12 protein-coding genes are annotated in these 16,453 nt (G+C 55.0%); 7 read left to right on the top strand and 5 right to left on the bottom strand.

Annotated features, from left to right (window positions below):
• The first annotated feature begins 21 nt into the window (after positions 1 to 21).
• The 7 genes from LA756_RS00065 (at position 22) to LA756_RS00035 (ending at position 9,800) form a co-directional block, all read left to right on the top strand.
• Entirely contained in the window at positions 22 to 1,113 is a 1,092-nt protein-coding gene (locus tag LA756_RS00065) for a hypothetical protein (RefSeq protein ID WP_224437848.1), read from the top strand.
• Between the two features lie 238 nt (positions 1,114 to 1,351).
• The gene (locus LA756_RS00060) at positions 1,352 to 5,176 is read left to right on the top strand and encodes a hydantoinase B/oxoprolinase family protein (RefSeq protein WP_224437847.1); all 3,825 of its coding nucleotides are present in this window, start codon (positions 1,352 to 1,354) and stop codon (positions 5,174 to 5,176) included.
• Between the two features lie 236 nt (positions 5,177 to 5,412).
• Positions 5,413 to 5,868, top strand: coding sequence for a hypothetical protein (locus LA756_RS00055; RefSeq protein WP_224437846.1), 456 nt, complete (start codon positions 5,413 to 5,415; stop codon positions 5,866 to 5,868).
• A 40-nt stretch (positions 5,869 to 5,908) separates the two neighbouring features.
• Complete coding sequence (locus LA756_RS00050) at positions 5,909 to 6,931, top strand: NAD(P)-dependent alcohol dehydrogenase (protein ID WP_224437845.1); 1,023 nt, start codon at positions 5,909 to 5,911, stop codon at positions 6,929 to 6,931.
• A 262-nt stretch (positions 6,932 to 7,193) separates the two neighbouring features.
• On the top strand, positions 7,194 to 7,688 hold the full coding sequence (gene purE / locus LA756_RS00045) for a 5-(carboxyamino)imidazole ribonucleotide mutase (protein ID WP_224437844.1): 495 nt from the start codon (positions 7,194 to 7,196) through the stop codon (positions 7,686 to 7,688).
• A complete protein-coding gene (locus tag LA756_RS00040) occupies positions 7,685 to 8,821 on the top strand; it encodes a 5-(carboxyamino)imidazole ribonucleotide synthase (RefSeq protein WP_224437843.1) in 1,137 nt (378 codons plus the stop codon). Before purE ends, LA756_RS00040 begins: the two co-directional genes overlap by 4 nt.
• A 139-nt stretch (positions 8,822 to 8,960) precedes the next feature.
• Complete coding sequence (locus tag LA756_RS00035) at positions 8,961 to 9,800, top strand: hypothetical protein (protein ID WP_224437842.1); 840 nt, start codon at positions 8,961 to 8,963, stop codon at positions 9,798 to 9,800.
• A gap of 46 nt (positions 9,801 to 9,846) precedes the next feature.
• Here LA756_RS00035 and LA756_RS00030 read toward each other — a convergent pair whose 3' ends face one another.
• The 5 genes from LA756_RS00030 to LA756_RS00010 all read right to left on the bottom strand — a co-directional run bounded on the left by LA756_RS00030 (position 9,847) and on the right by LA756_RS00010 (position 15,553).
• Positions 9,847 to 10,776, bottom strand: coding sequence for a hydroxypyruvate isomerase family protein (locus tag LA756_RS00030; RefSeq protein WP_224437841.1), 930 nt, complete (start codon positions 10,774 to 10,776; stop codon positions 9,847 to 9,849).
• Between the two features lie 33 nt (positions 10,777 to 10,809).
• Complete coding sequence (dcd, locus tag LA756_RS00025) at positions 10,810 to 11,382, bottom strand: dCTP deaminase (RefSeq protein ID WP_224437840.1); 573 nt, start codon at positions 11,380 to 11,382, stop codon at positions 10,810 to 10,812.
• Positions 11,383 to 11,584: 202 nt separating this feature from the next.
• Entirely contained in the window at positions 11,585 to 12,235 is a 651-nt protein-coding gene (gene nth, locus LA756_RS00020; protein WP_224437839.1) for an endonuclease III, read from the bottom strand.
• A 60-nt stretch (positions 12,236 to 12,295) separates the two neighbouring features.
• Positions 12,296 to 14,185 (bottom strand): DUF4129 domain-containing protein, encoded by a 1,890-nt coding sequence (locus LA756_RS00015; RefSeq protein WP_224437838.1) that lies wholly within the window; start codon positions 14,183 to 14,185, stop codon positions 12,296 to 12,298.
• Between the two features lie 54 nt (positions 14,186 to 14,239).
• A complete protein-coding gene (locus LA756_RS00010; protein WP_224437837.1) occupies positions 14,240 to 15,553 on the bottom strand; it encodes a DUF58 domain-containing protein in 1,314 nt (437 codons plus the stop codon).
• Positions 15,554 to 16,453: the final 900 nt, after the last annotated feature.

The following is a 16,453-nucleotide window of genomic DNA, read 5'->3' as shown; positions in this document are numbered from 1 at the left end:
CCTGTGCAGAGGAATCGATCGATGTCCCACCGAGCCGTTCAGTTTTGTTTGACCGTTGCCGTGCTGGCTGCCCCGATGGCTGCCGTTCAGGCACAAGTCGTCGTGGAAGATGACGTACGCCCCTACTACTATTCGCGTTCGCCGCACATGGAAGTGGGCCTCGTTTTCGGACAAGCGGAACTGATTCGCGCCCAGGGAGAAGCGGCCGTCGATTATCAAACGGCTCGGCAAATCGCGGCCGAAGCGTACGATAAAGAACTCGACAACGCGCTGAAAGCGGTCGAGATTTACTTCGACCGCCGAGCTCTTCGCGACGCGAAAGTTCTGAAGAACCACTTGGATGAAGCTGATTCGCAAAAAGCCAAGGCCCTGCGAAGAATTGTCGACCACCCCGATCTGACCGGGGAAGGAGTCACCAATGGTGCCGCACTGAACACCATGAAGGAAGCGTTGCGATCGAGCGTCCTTTCGTTTGATTACTTGAACGACGACATCGACGTGGCAGAACTGATGGCCCGATTCCAGCTTACTCCGCAAGACTTGTCCAACATCAACTTGAAGTTGACCAACGTCCGCGGCGAGACCGGCACGTTCCGCGCCGATACCGGCAAGCTGGGTAGCTTCCAGTGGTGGCCACATTTGCTGCAAGACGAAAAGTTCAAAGAAGACCGCCAGGCCATTGAGGCCAACTTGGAAGAAGTTCGCCAAGCCGCATCGCGACAAACGGAAATCGATCCGAAGCTGATCGACAAACTCGAAAACTCGATCCTCGCGTTGGCGAACAAGTTCCTGCAGGAAGTTGATGGCCAGGCCATGGCTCGTAAAGGGGTCGCCGAATATTACATCTATCGCGAATCGGAACAGCACCTGCAAAGCCTTTCGCATGCCGTTCGCCGGTTGAAGCGTGTCGGCAAAGCAGACGGAGCGTTGGTGATGAATGGCTACAATCCGTCGGTCGACGGGAAGAACCTGACGTCGCTCCTTTCCTACATGGTTCGTAACGGGGTCGAATTCGCTCCGCCGGAACCAGGCAATGAGAACACCTATCAAAAGCTGTTCGAGATGTCGAAGAGCCTTTACGTGGCCACTTCCGCGGCAGATCCATCTCCGTAGGCGTTGCTTAAACGAGTTCATGCGTGCGTCGCAAGAGCTGGCAGTCGAATCGATCGGCTGCCAGCTTCTTTTTTGCGCTCGATAATGAAACCGATCGACAATTCATGGATACACTAATCTGAAAACCGGGACCACCCACGGATTTGATAATTCGTCATACTTCGCCAGCGATGCCAATTGGCTTATCATGCAAAGCAGAACCCTTCTTTGAGACTTCAGTAGATATTGCGGCGAGCGAATGCGACCAGAGTTTTGGATTGACGTCGGAGGTACTTTCACCGACTGCTTGATGTCGTTATCAGGCAAGCCGGAGCGACGCCAGAAAGTGCTTAGTTCCGGGTGCATGCAAGGAACCGTCGAAGCAGGCAGCACGCTTTCGGAAATTGTCGATCCCCTGCGAATGGCTGACCCAGCCGATGTTTGGCGTGGGTATTCTTTGCAACTGCTGGCGGCCGATGGAAGCATTACCGACCAGCGAACGGTGACTCGCTTCGATCCCCAATCAGGCACACTCGAGCTGGAAACACCGCTCAGCGAACTCCCCCTGAATGGAACCGTTTACCAGTTAACCGGCAACGAAGAAGCTCCCCTGTTGGCGATACGCTACCTGCTGGGACTTCCGCTCTCGGAAACGATTCCTAACGTCAACGTCCGCCTGGGAACGACACGTGGCACGAACGCGCTGCTGACTCGAAACGGAGCGGAAGTTGGCCTGGTTATCACCGAAGGTTTCGCCGACATTCTCGAGATCGGTACGCAAAGCCGGCCTCACTTGTTTCAGCTCGACATCCGTAAACCAACCTCGCTTGTCTCGCAAGTTATCGAAGCGAAACAGCGTCTCGACGCCAGCGGTCACACGCTATTGCCACTGGATGAAGACGATCTTCGTGGGAAGCTTATCGCGCTGCATCAGAAAGGAATTCGTTCGCTGGCGATCTGCTTTCTGCACGCCTATCGCGAGCCGAAGGATGAACTACGCGCTGCCGAGATTGCGAGGGAGGTTGGTTTCGAGGAGGTCAGCCTTTCGCACGACGTTGCTCCGCTGATCAAAATTGTTTCGCGCGGCGATACGACCGTCGTCGATGCGTATCTCAATCCGGTTTTGCAAACGTACATCGCTCGAATTCAGTCCAAGCTGGGCGAAGGTAGCCACCTGCGTCTGCTCACTTCGGCCGGAGGACTGATCGAAGCGGGTTCATTCTCTGGCAAAGACAGCATCTTGTCGGGGCCGGCCGGGGGCGTTGTCGGCTTTGCCGCCGCGGCAAAGATTGCCGGATTTGAGAAAGCAATCGGCTTTGACATGGGGGGAACCAGCACCGACGTTTCACGTTTCGATGGAACGTACGAGCGGCAGTTTGAGACGGAGAAAGCTGGCGTCCGAATCGTCACGCCGATGATGGCCATCGAAACGGTCGCTGCCGGTGGCGGTTCGATTTGCGGATTCGATGGCGTCAAACTGGTTGTCGGGCCAGCGAGTGCCGGGGCCGATCCAGGGCCAGCTTGTTACGGTCGAGGCGGTCCTTTGACAGTGACGGACATTAACTTCGCACTCGGCAAACTGCAGGCGGCCCGGCTCCCCTTCCCGCTGGATGCCGAGGCAGTCAATCGACGCTTGCAGGAAGTTTGTGAGCAAGTCCGCGAGACGACTGGAATCGAACATTCGCCGCAAGAGCTCGCGGCAGGCTTCCTGAAAATTGCCAACGCCAACATCGCGGAAGCGATTCGTACGATCTCAGTCGCTAAAGGCTATGACCCACGTGCTTACCTACTGGTCCCTTTCGGCGGAGCCGCTGGGCAGCATGCTTGTGCAGTGGCGGATATCCTGGGGGCGGAACAGCTGCTGTTTCATCCCAGCGCCGGCATCTTAAGCGCCGTCGGAATTGGAGCGGCTGACACCACGCGGTTCGCAACGTCTCCGTTCTATCAGCCGCTGGAAGTAGCAGCTTCCAAACTCGTCGCAGCACTCGATCAATTGAAAGACTCCGCCACAGCCCAACTGCAGCAAGAGGGCATTACCTGCGACACGATCAGCTATCGGCAGCAGATCGAACTACGTTATCGGGGGCTGGAGTCTTCGTTAGTCATCGATGCCGTACCGCTTGAGACGCTCGCTGGTCGGTACCATGCCGAGCACCGACTGCGTTATGGGTACGATCGCCAAGAGCAAACCATTGAAGTCGTCGCGGCGAGGGTCGAAGCGATCAGTCGCGGTGCCCAGGAGAAACCACTCAGTCACACCGTCGAGACTTACGAAGCCCGACCGCTTCGAAGCGTCTCGTTGCTTTTCGATGGCCAGCCGATCGAAACCGGTGTGTACGACCGAGACACGCTTCACCCTGGCGCGAAACTGCTGGGCCCCGCGTTGATTTCGGAACCGCTCGCGACGACAGTGATCGACCCTGGCTGGGAAGCCGAAATGCTCAGCGGTGGCGAACTGATTGCTCGTCGTGTTGCCAACAACGATGTCGCCTCTAGCCAGATCGCACCGACGTCTAGCGACTTGACAACGGCCGATCCGATCTTGCTCGAGATTTTAAACAATCAGTTCGCGGCAATCGCCGAGCAGATGGGTGTCGCGTTGCAAAACACATCCGTCAGCGTGAACGTGAAAGAACGACTCGATTTCAGCTGCGCGCTGTTTACCGCGGCTGGTGACCTGATTGCTAACGCGCCTCATATTCCGGTGCATTTGGGGGCGATGTCGGAAACGGTGAAAGCAACCATCGACAAGCATCCGCAAATGCGTCTGGGCGATGTGTTCGTGACGAACGATCCTTACCATGGTGGATCACACCTTCCGGACGTGACGGTGATCACTCCGGTTTTCGTTGGCGAAAAAGATTCCGCGCCAAGCTTCTTCGCAGCAAGCAGGGCCCATCATGCCGAGATCGGGGGCATCGCCGCCGGTTCGATGCCGTCTGGCTCGACCAACCTGGCGGAAGAAGGCGTCCTGATCGACAACTTCAAGTTAATCGACGCGGGCACTCCTCGGTGGCAGGAAATGGAAACGATTTTGACCGAGGCTCCCTACCCTTCGCGAAAGCCCTCGGACAACCTGGCCGATATCGCGGCTCAGATCGCGGCGAATCATCATGGCTTGGAAGACCTTCAACGGATGGTCCATCAATATGGCTTGGACATGGTGATTGCTTATGCCGGACATATCCAAGCAGCCGCGGCACGCAAGACGCGTCTGACACTTTCTGGCATTCCGTCCGGTCGCTACCAATTCACCGATCACCTCGACGATGGCTCACCGCTTTGCGTTGTTATTGATCTGGACGAGGAAACAGCAACGATCGATTTTACCGGCACAGGTCCTGTTTTGCCTGGCAACTTGAACGCCAATCGAGCGATCGTTACAGCAGCGGTCATGTACTGTTTGCGGTGCTTGTTGAACGAAGACATACCGCTCAACCAAGGTGTCCTTGAACCGGTGACAATCATTCTGCCGGAATGCTTTCTCAATCCACCCCGACGGGAAACACCTCGTCAGTGTGCGGCGGTCGCAGGGGGCAACGTCGAGACATCACAACGAATCGTTGATGTTCTGCTGGGTGCACTCGGCATGGCGGCCGCAAGCCAGGGAACGATGAACAACCTGACTTTCGGCGACGCGACATTTGGTTATTACGAAACAATCTGCGGTGGAGCCGGCGCCACCCCGAAAGCCAACGGGGCTTCGGCCGTCCATACGCACATGACGAACACGCGCTTAACCGATGCGGAAGTTTTCGAGCTTCGCTTTCCGGCTCGGATCCGTCGGTTTGCAATTCGGCGTGGCTCGGGAGGCGCTGGCAAACACCGCGGCGGCGATGGCATTATCCGCGAGATCGAATTTCTCAAACCGCTCGATCTTTCGTTGCTGACGCAGCGTCGCGGCCCTTATGCTCCTTACGGCTTGAAGCAGGGCGAGCCTGGAGCTTGCGGGCAAAATTACCTGCGACGAGCCAATCGGCCCGACGAGCCTTTGCCGAACACAATCAGCGTTCAGGTCAGTGCCGGCGATGTTTTAATTCTCGAATCTCCCGGCGGAGGTGGCTGGGGACTGAAACCGGAATAGCTGCCTTAGAATCTGATCCAAACCAATTGGCTCATTGGTTTGCCGCCGGTCACGATGCGCTTGCCGCGTCCAATTTCTTTCGATTTTGAGGGACTGCTTTTCGGCTTCCATGCCGCCAAAGACGCTAATTTTTCCGGCAAGATCTACTCTCCCCTCTCTAGTGCCGTTCGCCATTAAGATTGGTACGAGATGTGCACCTTCATGGTTGGAATACGAATTCAATGAAGGAGTTTGCCATGTCCACCGCATCCAATCCTATCGATACACGAGATCTGCCTGGTCTCGGCGAGCCGACGCCGGTCGTCGCGCTGCCATCCGATGCGAACGCGTCCTTTCGTGCGGATGCTAGATACTTGCCACTGAAGGCGAACGATCACTTGGGAACACACGCCTCCGCAGGCGAAGTACTGATCTTCTGCGTGACTGGAAAAGTGGATGCTGTCGTAAACGAGCATGAGCACTGTTTACAACCGAACCAAATCATTCATGTTTCGGCCGGCTCTCCATTTCGGTTGGAAGCCAAAGAAGACAGCGCGGTGCTAATTACATCGCTGACGGCTGAGCCGACTCGACATCGCGAATCGCCCTCGATCAGCGAACCAAAGGAACGTCAGTTCGATGAGGTTCAAGAAGCCTTGGAAGAATCTTTCCCCGCGAGCGACCCACCTAGCTACAACGCGTCGCACAGCTAAGCAACCGCTCAATCGAAACCGAACATTAAGGAGACGCAATATGGCTACCGCCGAAGTAGAACCTCAAGTGAAAACCGGAACCATGCAAGCCGCCATCCTCGAAGCTTACGGCGGAGAAGAATATCTGAAGATCGACAGCGTTGACCGTCCGAAAATCACCGCTGACGACGTACTGATCCGAGTTCACGCCGCGAGCGTCAACCCGATCGACTGGAAGATCCGCCAAGGAATGTTGAAGTGGGTACTTCCAGAACAACTGCCTGCCATTCTCGGCTTTGATGTCGCTGGCGAGATTGTGGAAGTAGGGTACAGTGCCAAGCAACAAGGCTGGAACGTCGGCGATGAGGTGATGGCGTTTTCAAACCACATTATGGGTGGTGGCTACGCGGAATTTCTATCGGTCGATGCGAAGTTCGTTGCCAAGAAGCCAAACAGCATGTCGTTTGAAGAAGCAGCATGTATTCCACTTGCTGGGACAACGGCGTGGAAAGCCCTCGTGAAACTTGGAAAGCTGCACGCAGGCGATGACGTGCTGATCAACGGTGCATCAGGCGGCGTCGGAACTTACGCTGTCCAAATCGCCAAAGCGCTGGGCGCGAATGTGACGGCAGTTTGCAGTGCGGATAATCATGGCCTTGTCGAAGACTTGGGCGCTGATCACGTGATTGATTATCACGCCACCGATTTCACACGCATCGGCCGATCGTTCGACATCGTGTTCGACGCAGTCAGCAAATCGTCGTTCCTAGAGTGTCGCCGAATTATGAAACCGGTCGGACATTACATTGCGACGCTACCTTCGGTCGAGCGTGTTGGCTTTTCGATGCTGTCGAAGCTTCAAAAGCAGTCATGCCACATGGTTCTCGCACGCCCTGACGGCGACATCCTCAAATCACTCGCGGCGATGGCCAATGAAGGCAAGCTGCGTACGATTCTTGATACGGTCTTCCCGCTCAGCGAAGTAGCCGCGGCCCACCGCAAAAGCGAAGGTGGGCATGTCGTCGGGAAACTGGCTTTGCACGTCATTCGCGATATGCCGCACGACGAGCAGCCAAGTGAGTAAGATTCGTAAAAATTGATTCAGCCCCCCGGAGCGGCGAAGCTTCCCCCGAGCTTCGCCGCTTTTCTATGCGCCGATCGGAAGTTTTCGGCCTGGCAAGTTGAACGGTTTTCCGTAAAAAACGCCTGGCGCATCTTGGTTTTTCCTTTCTCAGACGAGGTCATCCCGGTGCGAAAAGTCGCGATTCGGGTTACCATTTGTCCTTTGGAGTATCGCCCCGTCTGCGGGGATACGAGTCCGACCACGACGAAAGAGAGAGCCAGGAATGTCCCAAGCAAATCAGCCGCTGGTGGGCGTCATCATGGGCAGCAAGTCTGATTGGGAGACGATGCAAAATGCCTGTGATATTTTGGAATCGTTCGATGTCCCTTACGAGAAGCGGGTTGTCTCCGCCCATCGCACGCCGGCGTGGATGAACGAATATGCGACCACCGCCGAAAGTCGTGGCATCAAAATCATCATCGCCGGTGCTGGCGGCGCGGCCCATCTTCCTGGAATGGTTGCATCGCAAACAACGCTTCCTGTTTTGGGCGTTCCGGTGAAAAGCCGAGCTTTGTCAGGTCTCGACTCGCTCCTTTCGATCGTGCAAATGCCTGGCGGAATTCCTGTCGGCACGCTTGCCATCGGGGACGCAGGGGCGAAGAACGCCGGCCTGCTGGCCGTTCGGATTCTCGCGACGACCGATTCAGAGCTACAAAAGAAACTGGCTCAATTCCAGCAAGAACAAACCGATAAAGTGCTGGAGGATTCCCAACTGTGAGCGAACCAATCTTACCTGGGGCAACCCTTGGCGTACTTGGCAGCGGTCAACTCGGACGCATGTTTGCCATCGCCGCACGGCGAATGGGTTACCGTGTGCACGTCCTTTCGCCCGAGACCGACACGCCGACCGGACAAGTGGCCGACGTTGAAATTACGGCCAGCTACGACGACTTAGATGCGGTGGCTCGCTTTGCGGAACAAGTCGATGTGGTGACGTTCGAGTTCGAGAATGTTCCACTGGCGACCGTCGATGTCGTGAATCAAAAAGTACCGGTTCGACCAGCAGGTCGCGTACTCCACACGACACAACATCGCCTCCGCGAAAAGACGTTTCTGCGGGATCATGGTTTTCCGGTCGCCAAGTTTCATGCGATTCGGGAAGCGGCCGACTTGGATGCGGTGCCGGACGAACTTCTGCCTGGAGTATTGAAGACGGCGGCGTGGGGATACGATGGCAAAGGGCAAGTCAAAGTTGCTAACCGCGAAGAACTCAAGCGGGCCTGGACCGAAGAACTGAAACAGGAAGCCATCCTGGAACAGTTGGTTGGTTTCGAGATGGAATTCTCCGTCGTTGCCGCACGAGGTCTCGACGGACAGGTGCAGTGTTATGCACCGATCGAAAACGTTCATGTGAACCATATCCTGGACGTTTCGGTTTCGCCGGGGCGACTGTCGGAAAAAGCAAGTGCCGAGGCAATGGACATCGCCAAGGCCGTATTAACCGAGCTGGACGTTGTCGGTGTCCTTTGTATCGAGTTCTTCCTGGCACCGGGCGATACGCTGATGATCAACGAGTTGGCTCCACGTCCGCACAATTCGGGGCACCTGACTATCGACGCACACGTGACATGTCAGTTCGAGCAGCAGGTTCGGACGATCTGCGGTCTGCCGTTGGGATCGACGCGTCAGTTGCGACCAGCTGCGATGATCAACCTTCTGGGTGACGTCTGGGAGCCTGGTACACCCAACTGGGCAGCCGCGTGCGAAAATCCTGATGTGAAGCTGCACTTGTACGGAAAGCACGAGCCTCGCATCGGTCGTAAGATGGGGCATATGACGGTCACCGCCGATACCGTCGACGCCGCCATTGACGCTGCCCATGCCGCGAAAGCAAGCTTGCAGTCCAAGTGATAGCTTGCCTAACTTGCGACAGCCACGCAGCTTGGTGGCTGTCTTCTGCAGAGGGGGATTCGACTCAACTCTGGTTCACATGGTGACCGAAGAGAAGGCTAGAAACGACTAGCCCCACTCGACTTAGCGAGCCTCCCCTATGCGTGTTGAAACGCAAACCACGCCGCCGGTTACCCGATTACAAAAACAGGATGCGGCCGGAGAACAGATCCAAAACCTGTTCAATGAAATCTTGATCGGTGCGGGCAAATCAGGTTTCGCTTCGGCGGAAGCGTATGAGTCGGACAACGCCATTCAGGACGATATCCAGCAAACTTGGAACGACTGGTTCACGCTCGCCAATGTCGGCAACTATCCAGACGGCGTGAAATCGGAACAGCTTCAAACCGATTACGCCAAGCTGCTTGTTCGTTCTTACAACGAAGGGGGCTACGCCGATCCGAAAGGCTTTATCGACGGCCTCTCCAAAGAAGAGATGGCGACGCTGCAACATGTCAATCGATTAGCCGACCCGATCGATGTCGATTCGCTCACGCAGGAAGGCGCGTTGAACCTCATGGTGCCGCGGCCTGCCCAGGTCGATCTCGACTTCGACGGGCTTACTGAAGTGGGCAAAGGGTACATGATTCGTTTCCCCGATAGCCGCACGCCGGAAGCGGTTGTCAATGCGTGGAATGAAACGACCGCCGGCATGGATGAAATGGAACGCAGCTTCTTCGGCTTGCAGATGAAGCTACCGACCCTTTTAGCCAATGTTCAACTCGACGACCAAGGCCGATACGTCAGCCACACCGAGCCTGGCGATCCGGATTGGGTGAATCCGCAAGCCGACCCTGGCTATTCCTACACGGAATTGACCGAACAGATGCTGGACTATCTCGATTACTTCCAACATCAGATTCCGAAAGATCAGTACGAACAGCAGCGAGATTTCTATACCGCGTTCCAGGACAACCTCAAAGAAAACGGGGCACGATAACGTACCCCGCAATGGTTTGTCGATTTGATCGAATGTGCTCGTTCGATTAGACGTCGCATAGGGCGACGCCATGTCGCAGTGCGGCAATCTTGTCGTCCCAGGTCGGGATGTATTCCTGAACAACGTAACCATCGTAATCGGAATCGGCCACGGCGCGGATGATCGCGGCGTAGTTCATTTCCTGGTTCTCATCAATCTCGCAGCGGCCAGGATTGCCAGCGGTATGCAAGTGGCCGATATACGGCAGCAGTTGGTGGAACCGACGCGTCACGTCGCCATTCATGATTTGCACGTGGTAGAAGTCGAATAGCAACTTGAAGTTCGGCGAATCGACTTGTTTGATGATGTCGATGCAATGATCGACGTCGTCGCCAAAGTAGCCAGGATGCCCCTTCATAGGGTGCGAATCGTCGCGTGTATTCAAGTGCTCCATGACCAGCGTCACGCCGTTTTCTTCGGCGTAAGGAACAATGCTTTTGAAGAAGTCGACACAGTTTTTAGTGCCCTGCTCGAAAGTCTGTCCTTTGACTTCCATGCCGGTGAATGTGATGACGTTCTTACAATCCCACTTCACCGCGGTATCGATCGCTTCCTTCAATGTCTCGCGGCACATCGGCTGATATTCAGGGTTCACAGGACCTTCAGCGAACCCGTGGCCTGAGCAGAGCGAGACCTTCAAGCCGTGCTCTTTCATCAGCGGATACCACTTCTTATCGAGCCCTTCCATGGCGACCAGCCCCATGTTCGCACATGCCGGAATCAGCGTTTCCATTGGCATTGGGTTGAAGCACCATGCCATGACCGATTGCTTGACATTCTTGCCGGTGGCTTTGAAGTCTTCTGGTGGAAGCTTCGTTTGAGCGTCAGGTTCGGCTGCTGAAGCAGTTGCGGTAACGGCCAGACCGCCGGCGACGGAAGTTCCGACGGCAGTTCGTAAGAGATCTCGACGCGAAAGATGGGATGGTTCTTGAGGCATGGCAGTGCTCTCGCTTTCTGAAAACGATGCGTGTTATTGATTGTCGAAAGGAAACGCCATCTGCGATTCATCGGGCGCTTTCGCCTCGGGATTCAGTTCTTTGAAAAGCAGGCTCGGTTGAATCCCTTGGTTGTTCTGATACTTATCGCTGACATATTCGGTGATGTCGCCGGTGATCTCGTGATAAAAGATCTGGCAAATCGGCACGTTCGGATAAATACGAATTGGCTGGACCGCAAACATCTCGAGCGTCCAGAAACCCTTGAAACCGACATCGCCGAAACCTGCGGTCACATGCACAAACAAACCGAGTCGACCAATCGAGCTGCGACCTTCGATCATCGGCACAAAGCCGTGCGTTTCGGTCATTTCGTTGGTGCGTGCCAAGTACAGCTGATTTGGATTCAGCACATATCCTTCTTCTGGAATTGTAATCCGCCGAATCCGGTGCGGTTGACGCATGTCGAGGATTAATTCCTCGTACGTCATCAATTCTTCATTCAGGGTCAGGTTGTAACTGTTGGGGTTCAACCGGTTTTCGTCATAAGGCTCGATAAAGATTTTGCTGCCGAGATGTTTCCGAATCTCATTACCGGAAAGAATCATAAATGGGCCTTGGGTTGTCGGCGGCGGCCATCATGTACCGTCGCCGGCGAAAAAACCTGAGTAATGCCGAACTGCTGATTATAAAGGGATTTCGAGAAATTAAAACGGACTTGTTTCGCGACGTTGATGTCCGATTCGCCCTAAATGACGTCGTTTTTCCCCTCGAATGAGGCTGCAAATCGCTGCCACCATTTGCAGAAAGCTAGTCGACACCGATCTGAGGGCAAAATTTCTCGAAGTGACACTTCTCGCACTTCGGCTTGCGAGCGGCACAAATCGCACGGCCATGATGGATCAGCCGATGCGAAAAATCGATCCACTCCTTCTTGGGAACGACTTCCAGCAGTTCGCGCTCGATCTTGACCGCATCTCCCTTATCGGTCAGCCCCATTCGCTTGGTAAGCCTTCCTACGTGCGTATCGACCACAATGCCGGAAGGAATGCCAAACGCCGTTCCCAAAACCACGTTCGCCGTCTTGCGACCCACGCCTGGCAGAGCCACCAAAGCGTCCAGATCTTGCGGTACCTCGCCATCGTACTGGTCTGCCAAAGCGATGGACGCAGCATGAATGTTCTTGGCTTTGTTGCGGAAGAAACCGGTCGTTTTGATCAGTTCTTCAAGTGTTTTAACCGACGCTCGCGACATCGAGTCGGCATCGGGATATTTCGCAAACAGATCCTTCGTCACGATGTTGACGCGCACATCGGTACATTGAGCAGACAAAATGGTCGCGATCAAAAGCTGAAAGGGCGTGTCGTAATTCAACGCGCACTCGGCGGCCGGGTAATCTTTCTTCAGTTGACGCACGACCTTCCTGGCCTGCTTCTTCCGCTCGTCGAGATCTTGAAACATGATCGATCGCGTTGGGGTCAGACAAATTATAGGACTTCTAAATAGAGGAAAGCCGACGGCCTAGCCTCTTAAGCTATCCCACAGTTTTCGCAGAATTTCGAGCGTTTCCCTAGGGGCCTTCCCGGAACCGTAGGCAACTTGGCCATACAAATCAGCTGTCGGACGCACTGCGTTGGCCAGCTCGTTGTGTTGCCGCTCGAGCATCGAGGCGAATTCGCCAGGCGTCTGCTCGTTGCCTCGCTCGCTCCCCTGCTCTGCGGCCCAAGCCTCTAGCGCGGCAAAACTATATCGCACCCATTCTTCCAGCGGCTTTCCTTTCCAACTGGGGTCTTGAAACGGATTGCGGAACGCGGAGAAAGCGACGCGGGGTTTCCGCTGCGGTTCAGCTGGAGTCACTTCCGCTTCTTTCGTCTCCTTCTTTCCGCCGAAGAGGCTCGCCCAGAATTCGTTCCAAGCTTTGACGATGTCGTCCCAGAACTTCCAGACGAAAAACAGAATCGTCGCAATCACAGCGATATAAACGAGCAGTTTCAACCATTGCCCGAGGGAAGCCAATGGATTGGAAAAGGAAGAACTAGGGGGAGGTGGCGGCTGCTGTGATGACTGCTGCTCGGACGAAGTCTCTTCCGAAGATTCCTCCTGTGAGGACTGTTCGTCCGATTCACTCGATTCCGTTTTGTTTGTATCGTCGCTTTTCTCTTGCTGCTTGGATGAATCGGCCTGCTCTTGCTCTTTTCCTGTATCTCCCTGCTGCGAGTCGGATTGTTCTTCTGATTTCTCCTGAGAGTCGGACTGTTTCTGGGTCTCTTGTTTATTGTCATTGTCCGACTTCGACGAGTTACTTTGCTGCTTGTCCGACTCGTTCGATTCGCCTGATTTTTTCTTGTCCGAATTAGGATCGTCCTGATCACTTGGCTGCTTACCATCCTTGCGAGTCTCGTTGGATTTCGGCGAGTCTTCGTCGGTCTGATCTTGGTTATCTGTCGACTTCGAACGATCGTCGCGATTGTCTTTGGTGCCCTCTTTATTGACGGCGACCTGATTGGCTTGGCGTTGTTGTTCGTCTTGATAGAACGGCAACTGAGCGAGTTCGTACTCCGCATTCGGTCGCGGCAAGATCGACACGACTAGCAACACCAACGCTACCACACTGAAGCCGACGCCTAGCCAGGTGCCGGTCATGCTAAGTGGCATAACGACCCCACGTGTTTGCAGGTAACGACGTAGTCCCAAAAAGCTGGTCGTCACCAACAGCGACAGCGCGGCGAAGACGTAGGCAACCAAGAGCGTGAACAAGTACCAACGGTGGTCTTTGGCATGGCTTGGGGCGAATGCCTGACCGAGGCCAAAGATCGGCAGCGCGGCAAGCGAAAAGTAAACGACCCAGGCCCCCGGAGCGAACTGCGTGTTGGTCGGATTGATCCAAGCATCAAGCTTTTCCAGCAGCGACTTCGGCTGATTCGACTCTTCGTCGCGGCGACCGGTAACTCCTTGCTCGTCGACGTCGTCAGGATTCGGCTGCTGTTCAGGTGCTTCCTGGGAAGGCTCATTGCGAATCCATTCCATCAGGCCTTTTTTCGAGGCATCGACCGAACCGGCGACAACGGTACAGTCGTAGACCAACCGCGTGCTAAGCCACCAAACGATTCCCAGCAGAATCACCGTCAAAATCGTACCGCCAGGAACGAATCGCATGACGGCAAATAAAACACAGACACCCAGAATGCCTCCGAGCATGACCGCCTTCGCGCCACCTTCTTCGATACCGACACGCGTGTTGGCAACGATACCCAGCACGAACATGCACATGATGAAGTTCAATCGCCAAGCATGCGAGCCTTCGTAGAAGATCCCAACGGAAAACAGTACCAAGCTACCCACCAAAACCATGATCAACGCCGGAGCAACGGCGATGATGGCATAGTCGAGTTCGGTAAGTCGAGGACGCATGGCTTAAGAGTTTTCAGCAGGAAATTGGGTGGTGACGTTGGATAGATACGCTCATCAAAACAAGGGATAGGCCTGTTCTTGGCAGATTTGGCTGATAGTTTCGAGTGACTTCAATTGCTTGGCGATCATGCGTTCGGCCAGCAGCATACCGGCTGCCTGAGCGAATTCGTATTCGTCCCAGCAGTTGACGATTGGCGTAACCGCGTACCCTCCACGAACGAGATTGCCCAACGACATCGCGATCTCAGGCGTCACTTTGCTGAGGATCGGCACGACCGTTGCGTCTCGGGGCAAGTCGCTTTCAATCTCCAAGATGAGGGATGGAAGAGTGAGCCCTTCGTTCTTTTCGCTACGGGCCATCATGTGGCGGATCTCTTGAAACTGATGCGATCCTCGCTTGGTGCGCACCTTTTGCGGTGAAAGACGCGGATCGCGATCGAGCCGACCGGCACTTTTACGTGCGGCATCACGCGTACGTGTATCGAAATCCCAACCTTCGTATTTCATCCTTTGTGCCGCATCGACCGAGTTAGTGAAGATGCCTACCTGTTGATCCATTAAATGAACCGAATTGGCAATCGCTACCGCACATTTGATCGCCAACTCACTGCGAATCGGCTCGTCTTTCTCAGGGAAACTCTCAGGGTGCAGATCGAGCAGGATACTCACACCGGCAATGCATGTCGCCTCGAACTGTTTGCTGTGCAGTTCGCCGGTTCGTGCGGTCGACGCCCAATGGACACGATTCATCGGATCGCCCAACTGATAACGACGAATCCCAGCTATCCGCGACGGATCTTCAAACAATCGCGACTGCATTTTGATCTCGCCCAACGGACGCTTGGAAACCAAATCGAATCCATCCAGAGAAATGATCGCTGGCTCGACGGTAATAAACTCTGGTTCCGCAATCATCTTGAATTGTTTGTACAGCCCGAAGACATCGCCGGTCTCCAGAACAGCAGGACCAATTTGATAGTACCCTCGCCGATTGCACACAATCTTGTACGAGAGCAGCTTCGTCGACCGTGGCCACAGCATTGCCAGAAAAATTCGTTTGCCATCGACTTCCAAAGCCGGCGGCCGAGTGATCACCGCATGACGCGGCAGGAGATCTTCGACCAACATCCACGGCATGGGAATCGCCCCGGTATACCGCAGTGTCAAGCCCACGGTGATGACGTCTCCTTCCTCGACATCAAGTCGGCTGACGTGCCGCGATGCTGAAAGATGTCGCAGCCAGTACCGAACAAGAACACGCGATCCTAAGATGACCGCGACGAGAGCGTACATCGCATAAACCATCAGCCCCAACCCGAGCATGATGGAGATGGCCAGCAGGATCAATGCTCCCAAGACCCAGCGCATCAGACGGTCGCCTCTTCGATCATCGGCACTGGGACTTCCTGCAAGATATCGTCCAGCACATCTTGCGACGTGACTTTTCGCAGGCGGCTTTCTGGTCGCAGAATCAATCGATGCGCCATGACAGGGCTGAGCACCCGTTTCACGTCATCTGGCAATACGTAGTTTCTTCCCAGAATGGCCGCAAGCGACTGACTTGTGCGAAACAATGCCAACGAAGCTCGAGGACTTGCTCCTAACAGCAATTGATCGTGTCGGCGAGTTGCGTGTACCAATTCAACGATGTAACGCTGCACTTTCTCGTGCAGCTTGACGCTTCGCGTCGCCTTTTGACAGGCCCGCAGTTCTTCTTTGGTCACCACCGCGTCGATCGTTTCCAGCGGATGCTGCTTCCGCGATGCCGTCAGCATCTTCAGTTCGTCTTCCAAACTAGGGTAGCCGAGGCTGAACTTCATCAGGAAACGATCGAGCTGCGCTTCCGGCAGCGGGAACGTCCCTTCGTGATCAATTGGGTTTTGTGTCGCTAAAACAAGGAACGGTGGCTCAAGTGAATACGTCTCACCATCAATGGTCACACGAGACTCAGCCATGGCTTCCAGCAGAGATGCCTGAGTTCGTGGGGTCGTCCGGTTGATTTCGTCGGCCAGAAGGATGTTGGTGAACACCGGACCGCGGCGGAACTCGAATTCAGATGTCTTCTGATTGAAGATCGACGTCCCCGTAACATCGCTTGGCAACAAGTCAGGCGTGCATTGAACCCGTTTCAACGTACAGCCGACGCTTTTGGCGAGCGCCCTTGCCAGCATAGTTTTGGCCACACCAGGAACGTCTTCCATCAGGACATGTCCCTCCGAAAGCCAAGCCACCAGCGAGAACACGACCTGCTGCCGCTTTCCCAAGATG

This window comes from Bremerella sp. TYQ1, assembly GCF_020150455.1.
GTDB lineage: Bacteria > Planctomycetota > Planctomycetia > Pirellulales > Pirellulaceae > Bremerella > Bremerella volcania_A.
The sequence above is the reverse complement of the archived record's forward strand: the minus strand, read 5'-3'. Positions and strand labels throughout refer to the sequence as shown.